General features: G+C 34.9%; 27 protein-coding genes and 1 riboswitch. Of the genes, 9 read left to right on the forward strand and 18 right to left on the reverse strand.

Annotated elements, in window-relative coordinates; all coding sequences use genetic code 11:
• Positions 1-36 precede the first annotated feature (36 nt).
• Positions 37-483 (reverse strand): MarR family winged helix-turn-helix transcriptional regulator, encoded by a 447-nt coding sequence (locus ABH960_RS13290; protein ID WP_002011538.1) that lies wholly within the window; start codon positions 481-483, stop codon positions 37-39.
• A 194-nt stretch (positions 484-677) separates the two neighbouring features.
• On the opposite strand from ABH960_RS13290, the gene ABH960_RS13295 reads away from it, so the two are divergent.
• Positions 678-2174: a DUF3149 domain-containing protein gene (locus tag ABH960_RS13295; protein WP_404445666.1), complete on the forward strand. Its 1497-nt coding sequence runs from the start codon at positions 678-680 to the stop codon at positions 2172-2174.
• A 29-nt stretch (positions 2175-2203) separates the two neighbouring features.
• On the opposite strand, the gene ABH960_RS13300 is transcribed toward ABH960_RS13295, so the two are convergent.
• Positions 2204-2485: an aspartyl-phosphate phosphatase Spo0E family protein gene (locus tag ABH960_RS13300; protein ID WP_002011543.1), complete on the reverse strand. Its 282-nt coding sequence runs from the start codon at positions 2483-2485 to the stop codon at positions 2204-2206.
• Between the two features lie 490 nt (positions 2486-2975).
• On the opposite strand from ABH960_RS13300, the gene ABH960_RS13305 reads away from it, so the two are divergent.
• Positions 2976-3746: a divergent polysaccharide deacetylase family protein gene (locus ABH960_RS13305; protein ID WP_404445669.1), complete on the forward strand. Its 771-nt coding sequence runs from the start codon at positions 2976-2978 to the stop codon at positions 3744-3746.
• Between the two features lie 67 nt (positions 3747-3813).
• Here the strand turns inward: ABH960_RS13305 and cbpA are convergent, their stop codons facing one another.
• The 11 genes from cbpA to ABH960_RS13360 form a co-directional block, all read right to left on the reverse strand.
• Positions 3814-4437, reverse strand: a complete 624-nt coding sequence (gene cbpA / locus ABH960_RS13310) for a cyclic di-AMP binding protein CbpA (protein ID WP_002140932.1) — start codon at positions 4435-4437, stop codon at positions 3814-3816.
• 125 nt (positions 4438-4562) lie between these two features.
• Positions 4563-5192 carry a class II aldolase/adducin family protein gene (locus tag ABH960_RS13315; protein WP_002011549.1) on the reverse strand — a complete coding sequence of 210 codons (630 nt, stop codon included), beginning with the start codon at positions 5190-5192 and terminating at the stop codon, positions 4563-4565.
• 249 nt (positions 5193-5441) lie between these two features.
• A complete protein-coding gene (locus ABH960_RS13320) occupies positions 5442-7721 on the reverse strand; it encodes an NEAT domain-containing leucine-rich repeat protein (RefSeq protein ID WP_404445673.1) in 2280 nt (759 codons plus the stop codon).
• Between the two features lie 438 nt (positions 7722-8159).
• On the reverse strand, positions 8160-8942 hold the full coding sequence (locus ABH960_RS13325; protein ID WP_002030497.1) for a DeoR/GlpR family DNA-binding transcription regulator: 783 nt from the start codon (positions 8940-8942) through the stop codon (positions 8160-8162).
• Between the two features lie 40 nt (positions 8943-8982).
• Entirely contained in the window at positions 8983-10167 is a 1185-nt protein-coding gene (locus ABH960_RS13330; protein ID WP_404445676.1) for a saccharopine dehydrogenase family protein, read from the reverse strand.
• Complete coding sequence (phnW, locus tag ABH960_RS13335) at positions 10164-11261, reverse strand: 2-aminoethylphosphonate--pyruvate transaminase (protein WP_404445679.1); 1098 nt, start codon at positions 11259-11261, stop codon at positions 10164-10166. Before phnW ends, ABH960_RS13330 begins: the two co-directional genes overlap by 4 nt.
• A 16-nt stretch (positions 11262-11277) precedes the next feature.
• Positions 11278-12072 (reverse strand): phosphonoacetaldehyde hydrolase, encoded by a 795-nt coding sequence (phnX, locus tag ABH960_RS13340; protein WP_404445682.1) that lies wholly within the window; start codon positions 12070-12072, stop codon positions 11278-11280.
• 21 nt (positions 12073-12093) lie between these two features.
• Positions 12094-13851: a putative 2-aminoethylphosphonate ABC transporter permease subunit gene (locus ABH960_RS13345; protein ID WP_404445685.1), complete on the reverse strand. Its 1758-nt coding sequence runs from the start codon at positions 13849-13851 to the stop codon at positions 12094-12096.
• The gene (locus tag ABH960_RS13350; RefSeq protein WP_212935314.1) at positions 13852-14853 is read right to left on the reverse strand and encodes a putative 2-aminoethylphosphonate ABC transporter ATP-binding protein; all 1002 of its coding nucleotides are present in this window, start codon (positions 14851-14853) and stop codon (positions 13852-13854) included. It lies immediately after the preceding gene.
• Positions 14854-14872: 19 nt separating this feature from the next.
• Positions 14873-15949, reverse strand: a complete 1077-nt coding sequence (locus ABH960_RS13355; RefSeq protein ID WP_113936972.1) for a putative 2-aminoethylphosphonate ABC transporter substrate-binding protein — start codon at positions 15947-15949, stop codon at positions 14873-14875.
• Between the two features lie 230 nt (positions 15950-16179).
• Positions 16180-16335, reverse strand: a complete 156-nt coding sequence (locus tag ABH960_RS13360; protein ID WP_002011566.1) for a hypothetical protein — start codon at positions 16333-16335, stop codon at positions 16180-16182.
• Positions 16336-16432: 97 nt separating this feature from the next.
• Between ABH960_RS13360 and ABH960_RS13365 the strand changes: the two genes are divergently transcribed.
• On the forward strand, positions 16433-16816 hold the full coding sequence (locus tag ABH960_RS13365) for a DUF3905 domain-containing protein (RefSeq protein WP_404445689.1): 384 nt from the start codon (positions 16433-16435) through the stop codon (positions 16814-16816).
• 39 nt (positions 16817-16855) lie between these two features.
• On the opposite strand, the gene ABH960_RS13370 is transcribed toward ABH960_RS13365, so the two are convergent.
• From ABH960_RS13370 to phaR, 5 genes are all read right to left on the reverse strand, one after another.
• Positions 16856-18205, reverse strand: coding sequence for a TrkH family potassium uptake protein (locus tag ABH960_RS13370; RefSeq protein ID WP_404445692.1), 1350 nt, complete (start codon positions 18203-18205; stop codon positions 16856-16858).
• 25 nt (positions 18206-18230) lie between these two features.
• On the reverse strand, positions 18231-19424 hold the full coding sequence (locus tag ABH960_RS13375) for an NAD(P)/FAD-dependent oxidoreductase (RefSeq protein WP_002011571.1): 1194 nt from the start codon (positions 19422-19424) through the stop codon (positions 18231-18233).
• 94 nt (positions 19425-19518) lie between these two features.
• Positions 19519-20604 (reverse strand): class III poly(R)-hydroxyalkanoic acid synthase subunit PhaC, encoded by a 1086-nt coding sequence (phaC, locus tag ABH960_RS13380; protein ID WP_002011573.1) that lies wholly within the window; start codon positions 20602-20604, stop codon positions 19519-19521.
• A gap of 83 nt (positions 20605-20687) precedes the next feature.
• A complete protein-coding gene (locus tag ABH960_RS13385) occupies positions 20688-21431 on the reverse strand; it encodes an acetoacetyl-CoA reductase (protein WP_000250406.1) in 744 nt (247 codons plus the stop codon).
• Between the two features lie 152 nt (positions 21432-21583).
• Complete coding sequence (phaR, locus tag ABH960_RS13390; protein ID WP_000566956.1) at positions 21584-22066, reverse strand: polyhydroxyalkanoic acid synthase subunit PhaR; 483 nt, start codon at positions 22064-22066, stop codon at positions 21584-21586.
• 198 nt (positions 22067-22264) lie between these two features.
• On the opposite strand from phaR, the gene phaQ reads away from it, so the two are divergent.
• From phaQ to ABH960_RS13420, 6 genes are all read left to right on the forward strand, one after another.
• Positions 22265-22717, forward strand: a complete 453-nt coding sequence (gene phaQ, locus ABH960_RS13395) for a poly-beta-hydroxybutyrate-responsive repressor (RefSeq protein WP_000903018.1) — start codon at positions 22265-22267, stop codon at positions 22715-22717.
• A 42-nt stretch (positions 22718-22759) separates the two neighbouring features.
• Entirely contained in the window at positions 22760-23284 is a 525-nt protein-coding gene (gene phaP, locus ABH960_RS13400) for a polyhydroxyalkanoic acid inclusion protein PhaP (protein WP_404445698.1), read from the forward strand.
• Positions 23285-23385: 101 nt separating this feature from the next.
• Positions 23386-23829 (forward strand): MaoC family dehydratase, encoded by a 444-nt coding sequence (locus tag ABH960_RS13405; protein WP_001067911.1) that lies wholly within the window; start codon positions 23386-23388, stop codon positions 23827-23829.
• Positions 23830-23971: 142 nt separating this feature from the next.
• On the forward strand, positions 23972-24157 hold the full coding sequence (locus ABH960_RS13410; RefSeq protein ID WP_000241212.1) for an alpha/beta-type small acid-soluble spore protein: 186 nt from the start codon (positions 23972-23974) through the stop codon (positions 24155-24157).
• 113 nt (positions 24158-24270) lie between these two features.
• Positions 24271-25590, forward strand: coding sequence for a TrkH family potassium uptake protein (locus ABH960_RS13415; protein ID WP_113936969.1), 1320 nt, complete (start codon positions 24271-24273; stop codon positions 25588-25590).
• Between the two features lie 38 nt (positions 25591-25628).
• Positions 25629-25803, forward strand: a riboswitch (yybP-ykoY riboswitch).
• 76 nt (positions 25804-25879) lie between these two features.
• Positions 25880-26674: a TerC family protein gene (locus ABH960_RS13420; protein WP_113936968.1), complete on the forward strand. Its 795-nt coding sequence runs from the start codon at positions 25880-25882 to the stop codon at positions 26672-26674.
• Positions 26675-26775 lie beyond the last annotated feature (101 nt).

The raw sequence follows: 26775 nt of genomic DNA on the forward strand, positions 1-26775 counted from the left end.
GGATTTCTTTATCCAAAGCTCCTTTAGAACATATCATCATTTTTCATACTTTCCAATTTTTTTCAATAGCTCGAGTAATTCATCCTTCTCATCCTTCGTTAACATTTCAAAAGACTGATATATAACTTGCTCATGACCTGGAAAAATAGAAGCAATAAAGCTCTCTCCAGACTCCGTTAATTGTGCATAAATAACACGCCTGTCATTTGGACATGGAATTCGTTTTACAAGCCCTTTTTTCTCTAGCTTATCTACAACGTATGTAATGCTGCCACTAGCTATTAAAATACGCTCACCGATTTGCTGAAGTGGTTGGCCTCCTTTATGATATAGTAATTCTAATACAGCAAACTCAGTTGGATTTAATCCGTTACTTTGTATGGATTTATTTGTAGTATCCATAACAGAACGATGTACACGGGATAATGCAATAAATACTTTTAAAGATTGAGAAATGTCTTCTCGCTCATTATTTGATGTCATACCATTTCAACCCTTCACTTAAATTCTCCGCAACAAAAAGAAAAGCAACGTAGCACCTCATTACAACTTCCGAATGAATATTCACTCATTCCTTTTCCTTTCCCTAATGTAATGCAAATGATTCTTGAATAAAAACATGACAATTTTAACATAGTTTATATATAATGATAATAAAAAAAGAAGGAGTACCAAATTTGAAAGTCAAATTACAAAGCATAGTTTTTTACATACTGCTTGTTATACTGCCAACGATAGGGATTGGTGCCACATTTTTTTCATATCACACTTATCAAATGAAACAGGCAAACAAACTATCTGCTCACACTGTTCTCTTTTTATATAGAGACTATTTAGACCATCACCTTGGTGAAGCTATATCTGCCTTAGAAATGCTCGCAAAAGTCGTAGGGACCGAAACTGGCAACATCAATGGGATTAAACAGATTGTACATGATACCGATGGAAATGATCAACGTTTTTCCGGTCTATATTACGCTACGACAGATGGGATGATTACACTCGCATCCCAAGGCGATTCGCCGCCTATTGACGTTTCTGACCGCCAATACATCCAAGATGCATTGCAATCTAAGAAAACAACTGTATCATCAGTTATTACAGATCGCGTTCTTGGACATCAAGCTATTATGATTGCGTCTCCAATATTTAATAGACAAAAGGAACTCTCAGGATTATTATTAGCAAGTTTACGCTTTGACTACATTTCAGCCTCTTTAAATGCTATTAAACCACAATATCATTTCGAAGTGACTGATAAACATGATGTAGTTTTTCTAACCGATGATAATAACGAAACAAGCGATGGGTATTCTAACATGCTTACTACCCCACTCCAAAGATTAAATTGGAAAGTCTCTGTTTCTCCGTTACCTATTCATCAACAAACTTTATACCAGTTAGTTTCAATAGAGTGTATAGCTACTTTATTTTTAATGTCTATTTTATTTTTACTTGCTCAATATATGTTATTAAAACGTCAAACAAAACTAGAAAGACAACAAAATGAACTACAAAAAATTGAATTGGTTGGAACTTTTGCAGCTAGTACAGCTCATGAAATCCGTAACCCTCTTACTGGAATTAAAGGACTCGTTGCTCTGTTAAAAGAGAAATATAAAGATGAACAGGATCAGTTCTACTTTTCCGTAATCGAACAAGAAATAGAACGGATTAATGAAATTGTAAGCGAATTTCTTATTCTTGGAAAACCAACTGCCATCACTGAACAAACATATGATGTAAGAACGATTCTTAATGAGGTATCATTAATTATCCAATCTGAAGCGAATCTACATAACATTGTATTTCATTTACATTTGCCAGACCACCCTGTTCATATACGTTGCTCAAAAGACCATATGAAACAAGTGGTTTTAAACATTACAAAAAATGCAATTGAAGCCATGGCTTCTGGTGATACATTAACCATTGTAGTAACAAACAACGAAAAACACGCACACTTGCAAATTATTGATACTGGAAAAGGGATTCCTAAACATATTCAAAAACACCTCTTTCATCCGTTCTTTACTAATAAAGATACTGGAACAGGTCTTGGGCTTGTTATATGTAAACGAATTGTAGAGATGTACAATGGGCATATATTTATTGATAGTAAAGAAAACAAAGGAACGACAGTTCATATAGAGATTCCATTACACATAGTATAATTATCCTTATCTTAAAAGGGTAATTATACTTATTTCATAAAACCAGCTACAAACATTCTCCAAAAATTATTTGATTTCCCTTCATACCCAATTTGAAAAATAGGAACCTTTATAATTGAAAACCATTTCGGTGTTTGTTTTTCTTTGTAACGCTGATACTGTACGATAAGCTTGTCCAATTCTTGACTAACTTGAATTGTCTCCATACTATTTAACCCACTTGTTAATCCTAAATGAATCATTTCTTCACGTTTCATATGAATATCATGCGAAAGCTTTTCTAATGTGTACTTCCTTTTTACAGTAAACATCCATATCCCCCTTATTTTTCTTCAATACTCTCAACGCCTCTTCTACTTTAGCCCTTTAAACACTTAATCCTATTTAAAATTGAAGAATCAGAAAATTTAACATTTTTCCCCTGTAATTTACAAATCTTTACCCTCACTTTGAGAATTATTACAAATTATTCTATCTTTGTAAATACATTCGCAATAATAGACATTTTTTTCATCTTCTTTTTTGTGAATACTCAGTAAACAGTGGATTCTCTATTTTCAATGTACTTTTCTTCGACATTTTTTGTTTAATTTATGTAAAAACGCAAAACATAATGATGATTGATAAAGTGAAACTTGAATTAGTGGGGATTTTGTTCATCCCCCACTAATTATTAGCCTTCACCAATCGAGCGCTTACGGGCAGTGGATCTCCCACCTAACTTCTTTGCTCCAGCCGAATTTTGAGGTGGGAGTCTTACTGCCCGCAAATAGCGGGATAAAATAGAAAGGAAATATTTATATGCGCAAATATACCATTGCATTTCTCGTCTTCACCCTGTTCATACCCTTCTTCTTCTTTCCTATTCAAGCAAACGCTCATACGAATAAGGTTGCTATTGTCATCGATGATTTCGGCAATAATATGAAAGGCACAGATAAGATGTTATCACTTCCAATTCCACTCACTGTTGCTGTTATGCCATTTCTTCCTTCTACTAAACAAGACGCAATAGCTGCCCATAAAAAAGGGCATGAAGTTATTATACATATGCCAATGGAACCAATTAGAGGAAAAAAAGAGTGGCTTGGACCAAAAGCGATTACAACAGATTTAAGCGATGAAGAAATAAACAAACGACTCGAACAAGCAATTCAAGAAATACCTCATGCAATAGGAATGAACAATCATATGGGATCAAAAGTAACCGCTGATGAAAGGATTGTACGTCTTATACTTTCTGCCTGTAAAAAACACGGTTTATTTTATTTAGATAGTAAAACAAACCCTAATAGTGTTGTCCCAAAAATCGGTAAAGAATTAGGCGTGCCTATTATTGAAAACCAATTATTTTTTGATGATGTATATACGGTAAGTCACATTTCAAAACAAGCACAATTACTCATAAAAAAAATCCAAGACAAACCCATTATGGTAGCTATCGGACACGTTGGGGCTCCAGGTGAAATTACATCACGTATTATCGAAACTTCTATTCCTAAAATTCGTGAGCATGCAGACTTTATTTTTTTATCTGATTTAGCGTTATCTCCACCTTCTGTTTCAAAATAAGATTCATTTCTCGCACTAAAAAAGGTACCTATCTACGTATAGCAGATAGGTACCTTTCCTTTTCAACTTAAATATAATCTACATGACTCACCCTGAATCCCTTTTTCTCTATCTTTTCAATTAATTGCTTTAATTTTTTTTCATTTAACTCATCCGATATATTTACGATAACACGGCGAATATATTGATCACCATTATCAAGCGTAAACAGCCCACCGATATTATATGCTTTTAATAATGTCCCAAGCTCTTTAATTGTTCCCTTACAATCTTGTGTTGCAATTGTTAATATATAACCACCCGTCCGCATACCGAACGAATCCTCAATAACATCAAATACATTAGAATGTGTTAAAATGCCGACAAATTCATTATACTCATTTAAAACCGCTAAAAACGGGAGACGACGAATAACGTAAAAAGCTCTAAAAAAAGAATCCTTTTCAAAAATAAACGAATTTGGATTTTCCAGTACATCTTCTGTACTTACATCCTCTAATCTGCTATTACACTTCTTTTCTAAAAGATCTACTTTATAAATAATCCCCGTGAATTCCTTCTCATTTTCTGCTAATACAGGGATTGCGCGAAATCCCGTTTCATTCATAATTTGTAACGCCTTTTCACCAGAATCATTCGTTTTACAAAATGTCACCTGCTGTTTTGGCAGAAAATGATATTTAACTCGCAAAATATGTTCCTCCTTACATGTCAACATGTAATCTATATATAATAAGGAGACCTATATTTTATGAGTGAAATTTCTTTTTAAAACGCTTTCATTTTTATAGAATGGTAATCTCTGTGAATACATCTTTATATAACAGAACTTTTTGCCCCTTTTATCATTAAAAGCTTTACGTGATAGTTCATTAAATACTCTATACCTTCCAACCATTTTTTCGCTTCTTCTGGAGTTTTCCCCCACACGATCATTCCGTAATTATGAACAAGGACTACTCCTCCACCTTCAATAAAATTCGGAACATTATTTTCTAATAAATTAGCGAATTTCTTTTCATCTTCTACAATTGGAATTGTCATTTCTGTAATACCATCTTTTCCAAAAACACGTTCCACACTACGTTTTTCGAATGTTACTTCTCCTTCTTTCCCATATAGCTCTGACATTAAATGACTATCTACAGTCTGTACTTGTAAAATGCATTCTGCACTACTTTTTTTATAAATATCCGCATGCATAAATGACTCTATAGCTGGTTTTTCTTCGTTTTCAAATACTGGCTCACACATGCAATTTACGACAATAAAATCTTCTTCAGAAAATACCCCTTTATCTCTTCCCTCTACATTCACTAAAAATGTTAATGGCTCTTTTGACGTACACATCGATAAACTAATTTTCGTACCATAAAACCAATCGCGAAGTGCCAATTCTGCTTTCACATCTTTTAATTCGTTCCATTTTTTCAGAAAAAATAACATTTCGTCACCCCCGGCGTAATATTAATATAATGTTCAAATCCTTTCTATATAAAAGGAATGTTTTTTGATTATTCTAAAAATTTAATTGAATTATCACACGAGAATGCCTTTTTGTCAATATAGTTTCAGCACCTATCGGAAAAATAGGCCTATCACATGTAAACACTCCTGTCTATTTAGCACTTGATTTTGTACATATAAAAAATACGTTATTCTTCTTATTAAAGAATAACGTATTTTTCTCATTTATTATTTTTTTATTGCCTTATACAGAAATTGCGCATATTGCTCACGTGTTACGAAATCATCCCCTAAAAAGTTCCCATTCCCGTCACCTTTTGATATATTATTATCCACTAATGCTTTCACATATCCTGCTGCCCAATGACCTGTTGGTACGTCTGTAAAGTTCTCCAAATTATTTTCATTTAACTGAAATACTTTTTGTAATACTACTGACATCTCGTACCTAGTTAATACTCCTTCTGGACGAAACTTACCTGTACCATCTCCTTGCATAATTCCAGCTTGTGCAACTGTAGCAATATCTTGCTCAAACATATGCCCTTTCGTATCAGTAAACATCTCTTTCTGCTCTACTTTACTTTCTAATTTCAAGTACCTTTGTACTAAAGACGCAACTTGTCCACGAGTAATATTATCCCCAAATCCAAATTTACCATTTCCATATCCTTTAAAAATATCTTCTTTCGCTAAATAGTTAATTGCTGTCTCTGACCAATGTCCTTTCGGCACATCATTAAATTCTATTACTGCTTCTATTTTCTCGTCTTCTTTAGAAGGATTGTCCTCTTTACTTTCTACTACATTTTGAATAACAGATCCTGTGAAGAAGATTCCTGTATCTACAAATGGGTCTTTCACACCAAATTCATATACTTTCTCACCTGGTGTACTCCACTTAACTACATCGTTACTATACGTACCATCTTCACTCTTCAAACGAATTTTTGTAGAGATTTTACCATCTTTTTCGTATACAGGTACTTTCACTTCTTTATTTACTTCTGTGTCCGCTAAAAAGACTTTTTGATTTTGAACATTAATGTAAGCTGTCTTACTTAGTTCCACAACTGGTCTCACATCGCGGATTTCATTTGCCACAAAACTTAGAAATACTAACTTTTTCAAATTGCTAACTGGTGTTAAGTCTGAAATATAATTTGCCTCTAAATCAAGCTTTTGTAAGTTTACTAGACTTGATAATGGAGTAATATCCTTTAACTCATTATTAGGTAAATCTAATTCTGTAAGCTGAGTCATTTTAGCAAGTGGTGTCACATCTTCAATTTGATTTTTCCCGATAAATAATTTATTTAATTGATTCATTTGATCAATACCCGATAAATCTTTAACCTTATTACGCGTTAATACTAAGTCCTTTAAAGGTAATGAATATAACGGTTTAATATCTTCAATTTGATTACCAGCTAAAGTTAAGTATGTTACATTTTTCAACGCGCTTAATGGAGCAACGTCCGTAATTTTATTATTTGCTAAATTCAAGTAATCTAGTTGTTCCATTTTCGCTAATGCTGTTACATCTTCTATTTGGTTGCCTGATAGATATAAACTTTTTACATTTTTCATTTCAATTAGTGGTGCAACATTTGTAATTTTATTATTACTCAAATCAAGAGATTCTAAATTATCCATCTTAACAAGTGGTGTTACATCTGAAAATTCATTACCACGCAAAGCTAAATGATTTAATTGCTTTAAATTCGCAAAGAACGACGGATCTGTTATCTTCGCATTCGCAACTGTTAAAGATTTTAAATTTGGCATATATTTTAATGCACTATAATCCAGAATCTCATTCGTGTTTAAAAACAAGTCCTTTACTTGTAATAACTCCTCTTTCGTAATTGGTGTATTTAAATCTTTTCGATTAAATACTTTTTTATTAACAAGTTCTCTTAATTTGTTATCTGTTATCATATTTTGACTATCAACTGGATGATCCGTTTCCGTATTGCCTGAATTAGAGTTATCATCTGGTTTCTCTGTATCTTTTTCGCCTACAGTTGGATCTTTAATTTCAAATTGAACTTGATATTTGTGATCATATCCGATGGCCGGAATAAGTATATGCATTTGCATATTATGCTTCTTCTCAAATTCGCCAATTTCAAATTGGACTACTTTCGTTCCATTTTTCCTCTTATCTTCTGATAAAACTTTCACATCTTGAAATACACCAGGTTGGTTTTTATCCTCTATTCTAAGATATTGAAAATAATCGCTATCTTGTATTGTTACAGTAACGATTTTTTTCCCGTCTTTAATTGCTACTTTAGGATTTTTTATGTACTGAGAAACCATAGATGGCTCATCTTTTTGATCCTTATATATTTTAATCTCAGTATCATACGTGCGATCACTGGCTGCTGCTACCGACTGGTTTGCTTCAATTTTTATTGCTGCTAACGCTGGAGTAGAATACGCAGCAAATGGAATAGCTAATGTTGTTGCTACTACTAGAGCTTTAATATAACTTTTTTTCAAAATAATATCCCCTTATCTTATATATATTTCAATTGATAATTACTATCAATTACTAACATAATAAATGATAATGAATCTCATTATCATTGTCAATAAGAATATTACATTAAGTTTATATTTCCATAGATAAAAAATAAAAAACCCTTTACTCAAAGGGCTTTTTTGCCTATCGTATGAAGGATTTCACTTTTTTCTTTTTCATTAATAACACCAATTTTTTGCAAAATGTTTGCATACAATACAAGTTTATTATATATCCGTTCCGACATACTTTCCCTTCTTTCCTTCGACCAACTTTTTTTGTATTGGTAAATTATATGAACGAGATGAGAAAATGTGTCCACTTTTTGCATAAATACAAAGCTTTTATTTTTTTACTTGCTGCTAGTAAAACTCCCACCTAAAAATCAGGTGGGAGTCTAAACGTATTCAATTCATTTAGCAAACTGTCCATTGAATATTATGCTTTTTGACTTCTTCTTCAAAACTATAGGGCATTTTCTTATCACAAATAATATGTTGAATACGAGAAAATCCTGCTATTCGGTAGTTCCCTTTTACGCCTACCTTTGTATGATCGCATAAAATATACGTTTTCTCAGCTAATTTCATCATCGCTTCTGACAGTTTCGCCTTTTCTAATTCAAAGCTAGAAACCCCAAAACCTTGCAACAACCCATCAATCGAAACGAATGCTTTATGAAAATGAAATTGATGAATTACTTGCTGTGAAATAGACCCCGACACACGTGAATGTTTTGGGGATACTTTCCCGCCTATAAATAAAACTTCACCGTGAAACATCTTTTTATTAATAGAAGAAATTAATTGTGTTGCTACCGGAAATGAACTTGTTACAATCGTTAAATTTTTACGATGAACAAGATATGGCACCATTTGAAGTGGTGTACTTCCATCATCAATCGCAATAACATCTCCATCTTCCACAAACGTTGCTGCTTTATACCCAATTCTTTTCTTCTCTTCTATATGCAGCATCTCTCGTTCTAACATCGGTGCCTCTATCCCAGCTCCCGGAAGTTGAACGGCTCCACCGTACACTTTCTTCAATTTTTTTTCACGATCTAATTCTTCTAAATACCGACGAATCGTCTCTGTTGATACTGCGAACTCTCTCGCTAATTCTGAAACTTTTACTTTTCCTTTAAACTCTACCTTCTCAAGAATTGTCCTCTTTCTCTCTTCACCTACTACAGACATAGCCTCACCCCATTTATATCTACCTCATAAACTGTCTTACTTATACAAAGTTATAATTTTCTTTTTCAGTGAAAATCTCTTCATGAATATAAATACCGCGCTTTTCTAGTTCGTCAAAAATAATTTGTGGATTTTCGAAAGCTTCTTCAGGAGTAATAACACCGACTTTATTAACTACTCCTTTTGCAATTAACTCTGTAGCGATTCCAAATGGGATACCAACATTTCTTGTATAGGCCCTTAATTTCTCCCAACCTACTACAGAACCGTCAGATAGCGGATGCGTATGGTATAACACATGCCTTTGTTTTTGATTATTTTTCATACCTACTACTTCTACATGAAGTGCATAACCATAAAGCTCTGTTGCTTGTCCTTCTTTCGATTTTAATAGATACTTCGAAATACAATCCATAATACCAATTTCTTTACCGTTTATTTCAATTTGATCATTACGCAATATACCATAATCATATAAAGCACGAACGAGCTGCATATTTTGCTCTGGCCAAGTTCCTCTTGTTTCAATAAGTTGTACACCTTTATCTTCCAGTGCCTTCGCTAACGTAATCGTTTCTGAATGCGGGATTATATATTGCATTGTTTTTCCGTAAGGTGCTGGTAATTCAATTTCTCTCGGGCGCGCAAACGGAGGTACTTGCTTAAATTCACCTTCCTCATACACTGTACGCGTCGGCAAATGTGGATCATATTCATATGTCGTTGTCTCTGTAATTGATGCAGAAAAAGCAATTGGACGATACGAGCCATGACTTACTCGAACTGACTCTACAGTATCTAACTGATTTGCTGCATACATGGCCATCATTTGCGTTACACCTGGTGTCATACCAAACCCAGGTAAACATGTTGTTCCATGTTGAACAAATTTAGAGTGGGATTCATTTTCTTCACCAAATCCATTTAAGTTCACACCGTGACAACCGGCATCTGCGATACAGCGAGTAGACAATCCATTTAACTTTATCGTCGTACCATCCATTACAATGTTATAGCCCTTCATTTTTGCGACCGTATCCTCATGATTTGTCACATCGACTTTCACAAAATCAACACGAGGATCATTTAACCACTCTACTACTTTTCGGCCTTCATCTTCATTAAAATCGGCTACCGTAATCGTCTCAAAAGATGAAAATTGAACTAAATCTAAAATTGCTTCACGACAAATTTTACCTGCTCCACCTAAGCAAAATACTTTCACCCTATAACAACCCCTTTAGCAATACAATCAACTAAGCGATTAATATCGTCTTCATGTACATCACCGATATTTCCAATGCGGAACGTATTTACTTTCGAAATTTTACCTGGATAAATAACAAATCCATATCGCTTTAATTCATTATATAGCTGCAAAAATTCAAATCCTGCTTCTGGATAAATGAAAGATGTAATAATAGGAGATTGATATTTTTCATCTACTAATGGCTTAAAGCCTATTTCATTCATTTTGTGCACTAGTAGTTTTTGATTGCTATAATATCGATTGTAACGGGCTCTTACCCCGCCTTCTTCTTCTAATTCAAGCAATGCCTGATAAAAAGCATGTACAACATGTGTAGGTGAAGTAAAGCGCCATTTCCCATTTTGCTCTTCCATCGTTTCCCACTGATCATATAAATCTAATGATAAAGAACGAGCTTGTCCTTTACATTTCAATAGTTCATCACGATTTGCGATGACAAAACCGAATCCGGGAACACCTTGAATACATTTATTCGCACTACTAATTAGAAAGTCAATTTGCAACTCAGCGATATCTATTTCAATACCACCGAAACTACTCATTGCGTCAACCAGTGTAACTTTTCCATATTGTTTTCCCAATTTACATACGTCTACAATTGGATTAATAATACCTGTAGTTGTTTCACAATGAACAACTACAATATGCGTAATCTCTTTATCTTGTTGTAATAACTGTTCTACTTCTGCAATATTAGTGGGCTCCCACTCTTCTGTTTGACTGACCACCACATCTATATGTAACATCTCTGCCATTTGTACAATCCGCTTACCATACGCACCATTTGTACAAACTAGCAGCTTTCCGTTTCTAGGAATAACAGAACCAATTACTGCTTCAACCGAAAACGTACCGCTTCCTTGCATTAAAACTGTTGTGTACTTTTCTTCTTCCTTTGTCGCTAACGATACAAGCCTATTTCTTACATCTTGCACCATCGTGTTATATTCAACATCCCACGTACACCAATCGTATAACATAACTTCTTTTACAGTTTTTGTTGTCGTTAATGGTCCTGGTGTTAATAATAAATAGTGATTTTCATTCATGATCGTGTGCCCCCCTTTATGAAATAATAAGTTCTTGTTTCTCGATATGTTCAATTACGTTTTCGAGCTCCTGCATCGTTTCAATTGTAAAATGAGCCCCATTTTCAATGAAACGATTACGAACTACTTCTATTTTTTCACGAAGCTCTAACGGATCCATATTCTCAACTTCCTCTTCCGTTAAACCGAGCTCACTACTACCGAGGATTACACCAACTGTCCACATTACAGCATTTCTGCCCTCTTTCATATCTGACACGGTGTCTCCAACTTTTATCATATGATTCATTGGGTATACACAGAGTTCCATCGCATTTTTATAACACATCCACGGATATGGACGACCTGCTGGAACATCATTTGGCGTCACAAGAAAATCAGGTTTATACCCTTGTATTTCTGCTTCTTTTGCAACAATGTCCATCATTTCTCTCGTATAACCAGTTGTTGATCCAATTTTAATACCTCTTTCACGTAGTGAAGAAACCACTTCTTTTACCCCATCAATTGGCGTGGCATAGTACGGTAAAATAGCAAAGAGAATTTCTTCAAACTCTTCATACATCTCATGAATATCTTCTTCTGTTGGTAATTGTCCGAAGACACGCTTCCACTCATTCGAAATACGGGGCATTTCCGTTAATACCCTAACATGATCAATCTTCAATAACCCCATTGGTTTACGAGCTTCTTCTGCTGTAATTTCAACACCGCGTTTATGAAAAATCTTCATGAATACTTCTAATGGTGCAAAACATCCGTAATCAACTGTCGTACCTGCCCAATCAAAAATAACTGCTTCAATTTTCATTCTATCCATCACCCTTCTTACTTATCTTTTTTGCCATTGTGACGTTCGGTTACGAAGTGCTTTCGTTCCCCATTCATATACAACCCTCACTACAATATTTGTAACAACAATAAGTACACTCATTGCAGCTGCTGGTGCTACATTTCCTGCATCATCCATATTTACAATTGATACAGCAGCTAGTTTAAAATCAGCCGCGTATAAGAACACTACTGCCGATACAGTTACCATTGAATTTACGAAATAGTACATAACCATTTCTAAAATAGCTGGTAAACACATCGGTACTGTTACTCGAAAGAAAGCTTTATAGAATGGTACACTCATCGACTGTGAAACAAGTTCAAACTCTCGGTCCAGTTTCTTTAAAGCAGTCGTTGCGGTAACAAACGTTACAGAGTAAAAATGTATGATATTTACTAATACTAAAACAGCAATTGTGCCATATAAGGAATGAAACGGATTTGTTACTGAAAGTCCTAGAATTTGAATTGTTGGTTGACTGAAGAAAAAGACATATCCTAATCCAAGTACTAATCCAGGAATCGCTAACGGTACAATAGAAAAAAAGTAGCCTACTTTTCTGAAAAAATGTAGCTGTTCTATTTTTTCAATCGCATAAGCGAACACAAATGTTAAAATCGCACCGATAACTGCCGTAACGGCTGAGACAATTACACTATTTTTAAACGCTTCAAGTCCGTCTCCTGTCAAACTTGAAAAATTAAAATGCTCAAGTGTAAAGCTCATATTATAGGGCCATACTTTCACACTTGCAGCAATACCAACTGCCACAAATAAAAGAATGATCATGAACGTGACTACGCTACAATATACGAATGAAATAACATCTCTTTTCTTATTATTTATTATTCTGTAAGGTACTGCTTTTGAAGATAAAAGATTCGCCTGTTTTCTTTGCGTAATACGATCAACTGCAAATGCGAAAATAGCTGGGATCAATAAAATCATTCCGACAGTTGCGCCCATGGACATATTTTGCTGTCCAATTACTTGCTTATATACGTCAGTAGCAAGTACGTTATATTGTCCTCCAACAATTTTAGGTGCCCCAAAATCAGTGAAACTAAGTGTAAATACAACGAACATCGCACTAATTAATCCGTATTTCACACTAGGTAAAGTAACCGTAAGAAACTGTTTCACTTTACTTGCACCCAACATATTAGAAGCTTCATATAAACGATAATCAGAACCTTGGAGAGCAATTAATAAAATAAGGAATGCTTGCGGAAATGTATACATAACTTCAGCCATTACAATTCCTACTGGTCCGTATAACGGTATTTGTATTCCTTCAAATAAACCAAACATCCCTTTTGTTATTAACCCTTGATTACCAAATAAATATGTAAGCGCAATACCGTGCATCATCGTTGGTGCGAATAATGGTAATAATGCTATGTATTGAAATACGCGCTTTCCAAAAACATTTGTACGAGCGATCGCATATGCGTAAGCGAAAGCGAGTGTAACCGAAATAATTGTTGTAGCGCCCGAAATCCATATCGTATTTTGTAATGATTGAACTAGCGTTGGTGTTGTGAAATATTTACTGAAATTCGCAACACCAACAAAAGCTCCATCTTTATCATAAAAGGCTTGTGTAAACAGTTGTAATAAAGGCAATACAAGCATGATAAAAAATGAAAGAAGCATACCAATAATTAATAGTCTTTGTATCCACTCTTCTTTACCGATACGTCTCTTAATCTTTTTTTTTGTACTTTCTACCTTAAAGTTTTCTAACATCTCCATCTATACAATGACCTTCTTTCCATATGACAACATATGATTTTCTGAGAAAGAGATTTGAATTGGCTTTCCTTTTCTAATAGCAGTTTCCTCTACTTCTGATGCCAATATATCCACTACAATTTTCTCATTATAAAGGTGTGTTTTCTCTTCTATGACCCGCACTTCCGTCCGGTATACAGAACCGCGAAATTCCATGCTTTCTACAACTGTTTTAATACCATTATTTTGTACAACTGTTACATGTTCAGGACGAATTGCATGTTCTTCGTTATTTTTCGAAAAGAAATTAATAGAACCAATAAAATCTGCCACAAACGGATTGGCTGGTCTTTGATAAATCTCCTCTGGTGTTCCAATCTGCATAATTTCCGCATGATTCATTACAACAATTTTATCAGCCATCGTTAATGCCTCTTCTTGATCATGCGTTACCATAATAGTTGTTACTCCCACTTTTTCTTGCAAATCACGCATTTCTCTGCGCAACTTTTCACGCACTTTTGCATCTAAAGCAGATAATGGCTCATCAAGTAACAAAATATCGGGAGACAGAGCGAGCGCACGTGCAAGTGCTACTCGCTGCTGTTGTCCACCAGACATTTGAGCAGGATATTTATCTTTTACATTCAGCAAATCAACAAGTTCTAACGCCAATAGCGCTTTTTCTTTTACTTCTGCTTTTCCATATTTTTTTGTTTTTAAGCCGTATTCAATGTTTTCAAGTGCAGTTAAATTCGGAAATAATGCATACGATTGAAAAACCATTCCGAAGTTCCTCTTTCCAGGTGGTAATGCTGTAATATCTTTTCCATTCACAGCAATACTACCTGTTGTTGCCTCTTCTAGCCCCGCTAAAATTCGGAGCAATGTCGTTTTCCCACAACCACTTGGGCCTAATAAACAAACAAACTCATTTTTTTTCACAGTAAAAGAAATATCCTTTAACGCTGTAAATGCATCAAACTGTTTTTGAATGTGTTGAATTGATAAATATTCGCTCATTTTTCTCTCTCCCACTCACTTACTTTTTCGGTTCTGCTTTTTGGCCAAACTCTTTTTCCCATTTTTCTAAAATTTTGTCACGATTTTCTGCTGCCCATTTAAAGTCATTCTTTTTATATAACTTTTCTGTCACATCTTTAGGGAATCCATCTGGAAGTTTATAATCATTTTTAATTGTCGCAAATCCATTTTTCTCGAAGTATAACTTCATTACATCATCTGTAATTGCCCAATCTAAAAATGCTTGCGCTAATTTATCATTTTTAGCATTATCTTTTTTAATAAGTGCGTTCGCTTCTACTTCCCAGCCTAATCCTTCTTTCGGCAGTACAACTTCAACTGGTGCACCTTTTTGTTTCTCTTTCAAAGCACTATAAACCATTGATACACCAACTGGATATTCACCTGCGCCTGCTAATTTCGCTGGTTTTGAACCTGAATGAGTATAAGTTGCCATATTATCATGAAGTTTCTTCATGTAATCCCAGCCCTTATCTTCTCCCATAATTTGTAGCCATGCAGAAACTGTTAAAAATCCTGTTCCAGAAGAAGCCGGATGCGGCATAACTAGCGTTCCTTTATATTCTGGTTTCGTTAAATCTTCATATGATTCTGGCATCGGTAAATTTTTCTTCTTCAATTCTTCTTTATTTACAGCAATCCCCGTCATAAATGCAGTATTTCCTACCCATTTTTCTGGTTTCTTATCGTCTTTAAATTGCGGAAGGACACGATCTGCTCCTTTTGGAGAGTATCCTTTTAACATATCTTTTTTCTCTAAAGCTAATAGACTAGACGCTGCAGTTCCCCATACAACATCTGCTTGTGTATTTTTTCCTTCAGCTAGCAATTTCGCTGTAATAACTCCTGTTGAATCACGAACAATGTTCAACTTCACGTCTGGGTACTTCTGTTTAAAAGAATCAAGATAAATCGGTACAAGCTCTTCTTCAATCGCTGTGTAGACAGTTAATGATCCAGATAATTTATCATCTTTTACTTTTGCTCCAGCACTTTCTTCTTTCTTTGCACCACACCCCATTAATAACGAAAATACCATTCCAGTTGCTACAGCTTTAAAGATTGTTTTTTTCACTGTCTCTCTCTCTCCTTTTACAAATCTTATGTACAACTCTAATATAAACAACTAGTGTAAAAGCAGTATTAAACCAACATTAATCTTTTGTTTGTTGTTTGTTTTTGTGTAATACGTTGCTACTTCTATGTTTTTTCGCATTTTTCTGCTAATATCAAACGTGAAATTTACAAATAATTAAAAAAACCTTTATAATCCCACAAAAAAATGAGGCGTTTGTAAAAAACGCCTCATTTTTGTTTACCTTTTTTTGAATTACGATTTGCATACTTCGCACTATTTTCTCCTTCATACTCTAATGCAAATTCTGCATCTGGTAAGCTTTCTTTCGGAGTTTTATTATTATTAATTGCTGCATTTTGTTTTACTTTTCTTTTTACCAACATATTCACCTGCTCTCACGAAATAACTTTCTATTCTAGTTTGAAACAACTTACAGTAATTATTACTGGGAAGTGTTAACAAGTACATAAGAGCTTATAGATGGAAATACTACATACGAACAAGCCATTACAAAAAGGAGCGATTACTTTGAAAGAAAAAGAAACGATACAATCGCCAATTTTAGACGAGACGCTCCCTCATCAAATGAACTTTCCTTCTTTTAAAGGCACAGGCAAAAAGATGCAACAACCTTTTATAAATCAATATAATGTTGTAATTGGAGACAGTAAATACGATTCCACTAACAGTCCTCTTAATAATTGGAGTGATGAGGTAGATCCTGCCATTATGGCTGGGGAAGAATGGATCCATCCTACAAATGATATCGGATGGATTGCAGAAGAAAATCAAGAATTACTTAAAAACGAAGTTGATAATAAAAATGATGCTTTTATGCATCCCCAATTCGGAATTAACGACTAAAAAAACCATTCTACCTAACTCAGGTAGAATGGTTTCATACTATCCAATAATAATTCGCTCTTTCGGGTACTTATAGCGAGCTGGTTGCTCTCTTCCGCCACTAGCTAATATAAATGTTAAAATACCGACGCGTCCGATAAACATAAGTACAATGAGTACAAGTTTACCAACAGTTGTTAAATCAGGAGTAACACCTGTTGATAGTCCCGTCGTTCCGAAAGCAGAACAAACTTCAACGATTAAGCTCATAAGCGGTACATTTTCCGTAATAGATAAAATGAATAGCGCTGAGGCACATAATAAAATCCCCATCGTCATAACGACAGATGCTTTCAACACGTCCTCTTCATGTAGCTGACGTTTGAAAACTCGGACTGTTCTCCCGCCTCTTGCAAATGTATATAACGATAATATACTAACTGCAAATGTTGTTGTACGTATTCCGCCCCCAACTGAACTTGGAGATGCCCCAATGAACATTAATATACTCATAAATAAAAGCGTTGGTTGTGATAATTCACGTATGTCCATTGTAGCGAGTCCTCCACTTCGCGTCGTCACAGATTGGAATAATGTATAAAATACAGTTTCATGCCATGACTTTCCTACTAAAAAATGATTTCGTTCTAATAGAAAAATCATAATTGTTCCAACAATAACGAGTACAAAAAATGTCGTTGTCGTCAATTTTGTAAATAACGAAAAGCGAAATAGTGGTTGTCGCCTTTTACTAAGGAATTGTTTTACTTCCATTAACACTGGGAAACCGATAGCTCCTAAAATAATAAGCAACATATGAATCATTTGAACAATATAATCTTTTTTGTACGGAATAAGTGATTGTCCTGTTAAATCAAATCCTCCGTTCGTTGTTGCGCTCACAGCGGCAAAGAAACCGTGAAAATAAGCTTCTTGCCAAGTCGGGAAATATAGTAAAAACCTTGTACCTAACAGGATTGCTCCAATGAGTTCTATCGAAATAATTACAATTAAAATAGAACGCATCAATTCTACAAGGCCCGATAAATTCCCTTGGTTATGGTCTGCCATAATTAATCTTCTTCTTTGCAAACCAATCTTTTTCCCCGTTATAATCCAGACGAATGTACCAAGCGCCATAATTCCTAATCCGCCTAATTGTAAAATAAGGGCTAAAACAATAATTCCTGCCGTTGTAAACGTATCTGAAATCGTAACAACAGACAGTCCTGTAACACTTACCGCACTAACAGATGTAAATAGTGCATCGATAAATGTCCATTTCACTTCAGGCTTCGTAACAAATGGTAAACTAAGCAAAATTACCGATACGACTACTGCTAGTAAATAAAATACAACGATAAGTTGTACGGGACGTAACTTTTGTAAAAACTTTTTTATATCTCTCATTCCATCACTTCGCTACCTTTTTTTTCTATCGATTAAATAAAGAAAAATCATCACTTTCTTCATTTGTAAATAACTGCTGAAATAGTTTCGCAAATACCATTCCGTATACAGTTCCATTTCCCCCATACGGCAGTGCGTAATATAAATTATGTATTTTTTTATCTTCTTTTAAAATAGGAAGACCGTCATGACTGCCACCAAATGCTGCTGCCCAATAGTACTCTGCCCGTATATTTTTATACTGCGGGAACATTTCTTTTACAATGTTAATAAGAAGATCACGCTTATGCAATAATTTCGTATCGCCGATTTTTTGAATTTTCAGCGCCTCATCTAATCCGCCTATAACAATGCGGTTTTGATACGTTCGACTATACAAATACGGACGTGCTGTTTCCCAAATTAACGATTGCTCATGCCAGCCTTCAAAATAATCTATCTTATTTGTCACAACGGCATAAGACGTTTCTACTGTTGTATTTTTTTCTTTCTTTCCAAAAATTGCTTCATAACCTGTCGCCATAATAATATTCTTTGCTACTATTTTATTTCCTGTATTCGTGTAACAAATTAAATCATTTTGGATTTGTTTAATATGTAATGCCTCTGTATGTTCGTATATAGTAGCGCCCATTTGTTTCGCTTTATGCAAAAGACTATGCGCTAATAAATACGGATTCACTTCTGCATCACCGCTTGTATATAACGCTGCTTGTTTTGCAAATGAATAACGTTTCTTAATATCAGACTCTGTAAAATATTCAACCGGAAATCCATAATGGCGTAACGTATTATATTCTTCTTGTAAAAATGAAACATCCTCATCTCTACTTGCATAATACAAACTATTTCGCGGAATAAAATGGGGATCAATATCGAGAGTTGGCACAACCTTCTCCATTGTTTGCAGCGCTTCATAACAAAGTCTATATGCTCGTACCCCTTTCTCTTCACCAAATGTATGAATAAGAGAGGTTAACGATTTATCATGAACAAATTGTAATAATCCTGTATTTGCAGCTGTGCTACCACATGCAATTGCTCTTTTTTCAATGAGCATAACACGCATTCCAATTTTAGCTAACGAATACGCTATATGAGCACCCGCTTCTCCACTTCCAATTACGAGCACATCACATATCATATCATTTTCTAACGTTGGATAACAAGGTACAGAAACTCCAGAATTCCAAAACAACTTACCAGTCATAAGCTTCATAATTATACTCCTACCATATAATTTTCTCCTTTCTATGTTTCGTCATTTTCCATAAAAAAATCCAACTAACATACGCTAGTTGGATTTTTTCTCTTTAATTAGAACGCTCTTCAAGCCAATTTCCAACCGTCGGATATGTTTGCTTTACAGCCGTTCCACCATACACAATAGACATATGTCCTGTCGGTAAACATACATACTCTTTATCTGTGCTAGAAATATGATCAAGTAAAGCTTCTACTTGACATGGCAGAGCGATATGATCACGCTTCGCAGAAATATTTAAGACATTCGCCTTAATATTTGCAAGGTCTACCTTTTGTCCGCGAATAACGAGTTCACCCTTCACTAATTTATTATTTTGATAAAAATCACGAATCCATTGTCTATACGATTCACCTGGGAACGGAATACCATCGCCTACCCACTTTTGAACTAATTTCCAACTTTCGACGAAGCGCTCATTTTCTGAACGATCGACTAAAGCAACATATGGACCGACAAAGTTTGTAATTGGTTTTAACATCTTATTTCCGAAATCAATCATTTCTGGTGGAATATTTCCAAATGTATCAACTGCTTTATCTAAATTGAAATATTTCTCATCTAATAAAGGACCGTATAACCCTGTTTCAGAGAAATCAAAAGGACTTGTCATAAAAATCAAGTTTCGAATTGGCATGTCCGGATGAAGCGCTGCATAAATAGATGTTAACGTTCCACCCATGCAATAACCAAGTAAAGAAATCTCGTCCGATTTTGCAGTTCTCATTACTTTTTTCACTGCTTTTGCAATATAATCGAACACGAAATCATCAAATTTCAAATGACTATCTTCTAAACCAAATGTGCCCCAATCAAGCATATACACATCAAAACCACGATCTACTAAATATTCCACTAAACTATTACCTGGAGTTAAATCCATAATATACGGTTTATTAATAAGAGCGTATATTAATAAGATTGGAACTCTCTGTGTTTTTTCTTGTTTTGGAATGTAACGATAAAGCTTCGTTTTATTCTTCGTCCAAATAACCTCTTTCGGTGTTAAACCAACTTGTGGTTCTGGTTCGCGTAATAAAACTTCGCTCGCTCTTTTCACACGGCGATATGCTTTACGATATTCTTCTGGGTACAACTCCAATTGCTTTTCCCATTCTGTTACGAATGTAGTCATTTTTTCTATCTCCTTTTTGGTCAATTTCTTTCTAAAAAAAGAAGTGCATTCCTGCTATGGATATGCACTTTTTTCTTACTTCATTACATGTATAATCCGCCGTTAATGTTTAATTGCTGACCTGTGATATACGCACCGTCACGGCATAGATATACTACACCTTTTGCAATTTCATCAGCTTGACCAAAACGTTTTTTCGGGATTTTCGCAACGATTTTTTGACGCACTTCTTCTGGTACTTCTGCTACCATTTCAGTATCAATAAATCCTGGGCAAATTGCGTTTACAGTTACATTTGTTCTTGCAAGTTCTAACGCTAATGATTTTGTAAATCCTAGCATACCTGCTTTTGCTGCTGAGTAGTTTGTTTGTCCAAATCCACCAGCTTGGCCAATAATAGAAGAAATACTAATGATTCTTCCTTCTTCTGCTTCCGATATGTATGGAAGTACCGCACTTGTCGTATTAAATACACTGCTTAAGTTCACGTCAATTACGCGCTCCCAATCTTCACGATTTAATTTTTTGAATGTACGATCTCTTGTAATACCAGCATTATTAACAAGAATATCAACTTTACCAAAATGATTCACAGCTTCTTCTACAAGTCTGTTTGCATCTTCTACTTTAGAAACATCCGCTTGAACTGCATAAACGTCATGTCCTTCTTTTCCTAATTCATTTACTAAGTTTTCAGCTGCTTCTTTACTGCTGTTATAGTTAATAACTACTTTTGCTCCCTCTTCTGCTAATGCTACTGTAATTGCTTTTCCAATTCCTTTTGCCCCACCTGTTACGATTGCTACTTTGCCATTTAATTGAACCATTTCTTTTCCCCCTTAAATGAATTTGTGAACGATTGTTATGAATCATTTTGGTACTCATACTAATTGAGTCCATATATTAATTATGTTTCGTTGTTTATACATGAAAAGAGATTCTCCCTCTCTCTTTTACACGTTATAAACAAACGCGATTATCATTTTTTATTTTCTGGCTTATTTACAGGCTTTACTTCTTCTTTTACAGGTACTTGTAGTTTAGCTAGTACTGCATTTTGCTTTTCTAGCAATTCTAAAATTTGATCAACTTTCGTTTCTAACGTGCGCATATCTTGTTTTACTTTCGTAACATCACGCTTTAATGTAGGGGCTTGTCCTAATGAATCCACTTTCTCTTCTAGAATTTCCTCGATATTATCAACTTTATTTTCTAAGTTAATAACAAGCGTAGCTACTCTAGCGATATCCTCTCTCGTCGGCACATTCACCTGTTCTAAATAATTTTTTGTCGTATCATTTAATGCTTTTTGATAAAACAAATTCAAATCTAGAACGCTGCCCATCCAAGCAGAATATTCTTCTGTTTTAATTGTTTCATTGAGCGCTTTTCCCCAAAATGTTTCGGTTTGTTCATAAGCATTTTTCCATGCTTGCAATGGATCGAATTTTTGATCAATCACTTCGACTACACTCCCTTTTTCGTTTTTGAAACAATTCAACCTATTCACTATTTTCTAATATTCCGAATAAAACTTCAAGTATATATTTTATTTTTCTTTATTTTCTAACAAATGTATTGACATTAAAAACAGATAGGTGTAAATTGCACTTATAAGCAAAAAATTCCATCTAACTGATTCATGAGGTGATGCACAATCATGCTACATAATGAACCAGAACACCCAGAAAGTTTGGAAAAAAACCAAGCGAAACAACCAAACTCCATGCCAAAAAACTTCTTAGTTCCTTTCTTACTTCTCTGTCTAAAAGACTGGAGTCTTCATGGTTACAAACTTATTCAAATGCTAATGGACATCGGCTTTTCTTCTGTTGACCAAGGTAATGTGTATAGGACACTACGCAAATTAGAAAAAGAAAATCTTATTTCTTCTACTTGGGATACAAGCGAAGGCGGGCCAGCGAAACGAATTTATTCTTTAACAGAATATGGAGAGCAATATTTAACAACATGTGCGACTTCTTTTGAACATTATCAAAATATGTTGCGGACGTTTTTCACGTTATACACCAATGCATTCTTTCCATTTTCTACTTCTCCAGAAAAGGATGAAAAGGATTCTTCATCTTCACCTGGTGGTACAGCAGAGTAATCTGCGTTCACAATATGCAAAAAAACATTTGGAGGTCAAACAATGGAAACTAAGCCATACGAATTAGTCGATGCATTTTGGAAAAACTGGTCTCAATCTCTTTCCCTCTTCTCTTCAGCTGGGAAACAATTAGAGCAACTTACTTTAGAAACGTTAAAACAACAACAAGACGCTTTGCATAAATTAACATCAGGAGTAGATGAACTAGAAAAAGAACTACACCAATTCACTGCTCAGTTCAATAACCAATATACAGACTATGTGAAGCAATTAACTGGAAACTCCTTAAATGATCAAATTAACGAGTGGCAAGAAAAGTGGAATGAGCTTTCTAATCAAATGCACCAACTTACTGTTTCGCCTACGAAAACATCTTTGTCTATTCTTACTCAAACTAGCGGCCAATTTGAAGAAACAACAAAACTCTTTATCGAACAACAACAGTCGCAACGTGAAGAGGTTCAAAAACAGTTAGAAGTTTTTTTGGGAGAGTTCAAGTCCAAACAACTAGAACTCGCAAAGCAGTTCGAGGAAAACTCAAAAAATCTATTTACTTCCATCAAGTAAGAAAAATGTGGCAACTAACTGCAGCACAAACAAAACTCTTTCTTCCTCCTACTACATCAAGATGGCTTACATTTTTCGATATGGAAAAGAAGGAGGACAAAATGAATCCATTTCAAGAAGCACAAACTGTTCCGGAGCTTCGTTACGATGAGATTCAAGTCGGTGATCAAGCATCGCTTACAAAAAAAATTACGGATGAGGACGTTATCAATTTTGCAAAATTGACTGGAGATGTAAATCCTATTCACATTCTAGACTCTTTTGCAAAAACGACAATGTTCAAAGAACGTATTGCCCATGGCATGCTCGTTTCAAGTTTTATTTCTACCATTCTTGGAACGAAACTTCCTGGCAAAAATACGATTTATTTATCACAAAACGTTTCATTCCGTGCTCCTGTCAAAATCGGTGATACACTTCGCGTTGTGGCAGAAGTTATTAAAAAACGGGACGATAAAAAAATTATCACATTGCAAACAAACATATATAATCAATCTGATGATATTGTCGTAGAAGGTACAGCGACAATACTGAAAAAAGAGTAGCAAATTTGCTACTCTTTTTTCTATCCAAGAACTTCTAATCACACCGTTTACTTCCGTGTATGAGTACGTCGTTTACACATAAAATAACATTACCAGATAGCACTTAGCTAAACTGGATTACTCTTTAAGGATGTGTATCAACATGGTGAAAACAAACAAATTACTAGTTCCGGGTGCAGAGCAAGCACTTGAACAATTCAAATATGAAATCGCACAAGAATTCGGTGTAAGCTTAGGATCTAATACAGCATCTCGTTCTAACGGATCAGTTGGCGGTGAAGTAACGAAACGTCTTGTTGCTTTAGCTCAACAACAATTACGCGGATAACTATATAACCTATGGCTTAGAGGCAGATATTCTCTGCCTCTTTCTTTTTTAACATACATAATAGTGCTTCTTCACATACTAGTAAGAGCAAATCGAAAGGAACGATATGTGAAATGAAACGGATTAACATTAGCATGAGTCCTCCCCGTGTTCTTACTGTATCTTTTATTATGCTATCAATTATCGGTACATGCCTATTGAAATTGCCAATTGCTACAACAACGTCTATTTCATGGCTCGATGCTTTATTTACAACGGTTTCTGCTTGTACGGTTACAGGGCTTGGTGTTGTGGACACTGGTAAAGTATTTACCTTATTTGGCCAATGTGTCATTTTAACACTTATACAAGTTGGCGGGCTTGGCATTATGAGCTTTGCTGTTTTAATTGCAATTATGCTCGGCAGAAAAATCGGCCTTCAAAACCGGATTTTATTACAACAAGCATTAAACCAAACAAATGTCGGCGGAATCATTCGTCTTGCAAAAGCGTTATTTTTATTTTCTTTTACTGTAGAATGTATCGCTACTTTACTTCTCTCTTTTGAATGGGTACCAAAATACGGGGTTGCCAAAGGTATATATTATAGCTTTTTTCATTCTATCTCAGCCTTTAACAATGCTGGGTTTTCTGTGTGGAGCGATAATTTAATGCCGCACTCCCATAGCATTCTCGTCAATCTCGTTATTTCTTCCCTCATTATTTTAGGTGGGATTGGTTTTACGGTTATCGTAGATATAAAAAGAAAGAAAAACTTTAAAAACCTTACTTTACACTCAAAGCTTATGCTCTCTTCTACTCTAATCATCAATATTATTGCTACAGCTTTTATTTTTATATTCGAGTTCCATAATTCTCTTTCTATGAGAGGATTTACACCATTTGAAGAAGGTATGGCTGCTTATTTTCAAGCAATCTCGACTCGTACAGCTGGGTTTAATACAGTGGATATTGCCGCTCTATCTAAACCATCACTTTTATTAATGATGCTTCTTATGTTTATTGGTGCTGGCAGTGCTTCTACTGGTGGTGGAATTAAATTAACAACTTTTTTAATTATGTTTTTCGGCGTATTTAAATTTTTGCAAGAACAAGATGATATTGTCGTGTTTAAAAAATCCATTAAAGATACGCTCATTGTCAAATCATTAACGATTACTATTATTTCAATTTCGTTTATTTTTCTTTCCATTTTAATTTTAAGCATCACTGAGAAGGTTCCTTTATTAATGAGTGCTTTTGAAGTATTTTCAGCATTTGGAACTGTCGGCCTTAGCATGAATTTGACACCACACTTAACAATCATCGGCAAAACAATTATTATCTTTATGATGTTTTTTGGAAAGATGGGGCCTTTAACATTAGCCTTTTCATTTGCACGTAAAAAACAAAGAAAAATAAAATATCCAAACGAAGATATTTTAACAGGTTGACAACCGTATAAATTATCCATATAATGAGAGTACAATAGCATATCTCCAAAGGGGAGTAGCGTCCAAGAACTATTTCTTGGAAACAAAGTCGTCATTACGTAGAACTTAGTTCTTCCGGCTTTGTTGGCATTTTCATTACATATGTCTAGCAAGACCTTTGCCTATCAACGGCAGAGGTCTTTTTTGTTTTCAAATTTCCTCCACCGTTGATGCGCAGGAGTATGGGGAAACTAAACAGTGGGAACTTCTTCACTTGTTTAGACTTTATAGAAGTGAGAGGAGAATTTACATGGATGTATCATTATTATTGGAGTATGGTTGGGTATTACTCATCCTAATTGCACTAGAGGGGATTTTAGCGGCTGATAACGCTCTCGTTCTCGCAATTATGGTAAAACATTTACCAGAAGAAAAACGAAAGAAAGCACTATTTTATGGATTAGCAGGAGCGTTCGTTTTCCGATTCGGATCACTATTTATGATTTCGTTCCTAGTCGATGTATGGCAAGTGCAAGCAATCGGTGCAATTTACCTTATGTTTATCGCTGGTAATCACTTATTTAAAACGTATGTTAAAAAGAATTCAGATGAAGAAACAGAAGAAAAAGAAGCAAAGAAAAAACAAGAGAACTTTTGGTGGACTGTATTTAAAGTCGAGGTTGCTGATATCGCCTTCGCAGTTGATTCAATTTTAGCTGCTGTTGCATTAGCAATGACTTTACCGAAAACAGGATTAGGTACAATCGGTAGTCTTGATACTGGACAATTCATTGTTATCTTTGTAGGTGGACTTATCGGATTAATCATTATGCGATTTGCAGCAACTGCTTTCGTACAAATTTTAAAACGTAAACCAGGACTTGAAACTGCAGCATTCTTAATTGTAGGTTGGGTTGGTGTGAAATTAGCAGTTTATACATTAGCACACCCTGCATTAAATGTAATTCCGCATTCATTCCCAACATCTACTCCGTGGAAACTTACTTTCTGGATTGTATTAGTTGGAATCGCAGTTGGCGGTTGGTTCTTCTCGAAAGAAGTAGAAGTAAAAGTAGAAAAGAATTTAGACGAAAAAGCGCTGTAATTACAGCGCTTTTTCTTTTTTCTCGTTTCAATCCCCCTCTCTATTTTTAGAAAAAATTCCATTATACTACCTTTTGTAAGCGCTTCCCTTCTAGATGTATG

The sequence above is a fragment of the Bacillus sp. RC252 genome (genome assembly GCF_044909215.1).
GTDB classification, from domain to species: Bacteria; Bacillota; Bacilli; order Bacillales; family Bacillaceae_G; genus Bacillus_A; species Bacillus_A mycoides.

What these genes read in the sequence shown, in the direction of transcription:
- ABH960_RS13290 (WP_002011538.1), bottom strand. Translation starts at nt 483, where the DNA reads ATGACATCAAATAATGAGCGAGAAGACATTTCTCAATCTTTAAAAGTA.
- ABH960_RS13300 (WP_002011543.1), bottom strand. Translation starts at nt 2,485, where the DNA reads ATGTTTACTGTAAAAAGGAAGTACACATTAGAAAAGCTTTCGCATGAT.
- ABH960_RS13305 (WP_404445669.1), top strand. Translation starts at nt 2,976, where the DNA reads ATGCGCAAATATACCATTGCATTTCTCGTCTTCACCCTGTTCATACCC.
- ABH960_RS13315 (WP_002011549.1), bottom strand. Translation starts at nt 5,192, where the DNA reads ATGTTATTTTTTCTGAAAAAATGGAACGAATTAAAAGATGTGAAAGCA.
- ABH960_RS13325 (WP_002030497.1), bottom strand. Translation starts at nt 8,942, where the DNA reads ATGTCTGTAGTAGGTGAAGAGAGAAAGAGGACAATTCTTGAGAAGGTA.
- phnW (WP_404445679.1), bottom strand. Translation starts at nt 11,261, where the DNA reads ATGAATGAAAATCACTATTTATTATTAACACCAGGACCATTAACGACA.
- phnX (WP_404445682.1), bottom strand. Translation starts at nt 12,072, where the DNA reads ATGAAAATTGAAGCAGTTATTTTTGATTGGGCAGGTACGACAGTTGAT.
- ABH960_RS13345 (WP_404445685.1), bottom strand. Translation starts at nt 13,851, where the DNA reads ATGGAGATGTTAGAAAACTTTAAGGTAGAAAGTACAAAAAAAAAGATT.
- ABH960_RS13350 (WP_212935314.1), bottom strand. Translation starts at nt 14,853, where the DNA reads ATGAGCGAATATTTATCAATTCAACACATTCAAAAACAGTTTGATGCA.
- ABH960_RS13360 (WP_002011566.1), bottom strand. Translation starts at nt 16,335, where the DNA reads ATGTTGGTAAAAAGAAAAGTAAAACAAAATGCAGCAATTAATAATAAT.
- ABH960_RS13365 (WP_404445689.1), top strand. Translation starts at nt 16,433, where the DNA reads ATGGAAATACTACATACGAACAAGCCATTACAAAAAGGAGCGATTACT.
- ABH960_RS13370 (WP_404445692.1), bottom strand. Translation starts at nt 18,205, where the DNA reads ATGAGAGATATAAAAAAGTTTTTACAAAAGTTACGTCCCGTACAACTT.
- ABH960_RS13375 (WP_002011571.1), bottom strand. Translation starts at nt 19,424, where the DNA reads ATGAAGCTTATGACTGGTAAGTTGTTTTGGAATTCTGGAGTTTCTGTA.
- phaC (WP_002011573.1), bottom strand. Translation starts at nt 20,604, where the DNA reads ATGACTACATTCGTAACAGAATGGGAAAAGCAATTGGAGTTGTACCCA.
- ABH960_RS13385 (WP_000250406.1), bottom strand. Translation starts at nt 21,431, where the DNA reads ATGGTTCAATTAAATGGCAAAGTAGCAATCGTAACAGGTGGGGCAAAA.
- phaQ (WP_000903018.1), top strand. Translation starts at nt 22,265, where the DNA reads ATGCTACATAATGAACCAGAACACCCAGAAAGTTTGGAAAAAAACCAA.
- phaP (WP_404445698.1), top strand. Translation starts at nt 22,760, where the DNA reads ATGGAAACTAAGCCATACGAATTAGTCGATGCATTTTGGAAAAACTGG.
- ABH960_RS13405 (WP_001067911.1), top strand. Translation starts at nt 23,386, where the DNA reads ATGAATCCATTTCAAGAAGCACAAACTGTTCCGGAGCTTCGTTACGAT.
- ABH960_RS13410 (WP_000241212.1), top strand. Translation starts at nt 23,972, where the DNA reads ATGGTGAAAACAAACAAATTACTAGTTCCGGGTGCAGAGCAAGCACTT.
- ABH960_RS13415 (WP_113936969.1), top strand. Translation starts at nt 24,271, where the DNA reads ATGAAACGGATTAACATTAGCATGAGTCCTCCCCGTGTTCTTACTGTA.
- ABH960_RS13420 (WP_113936968.1), top strand. Translation starts at nt 25,880, where the DNA reads ATGGATGTATCATTATTATTGGAGTATGGTTGGGTATTACTCATCCTA.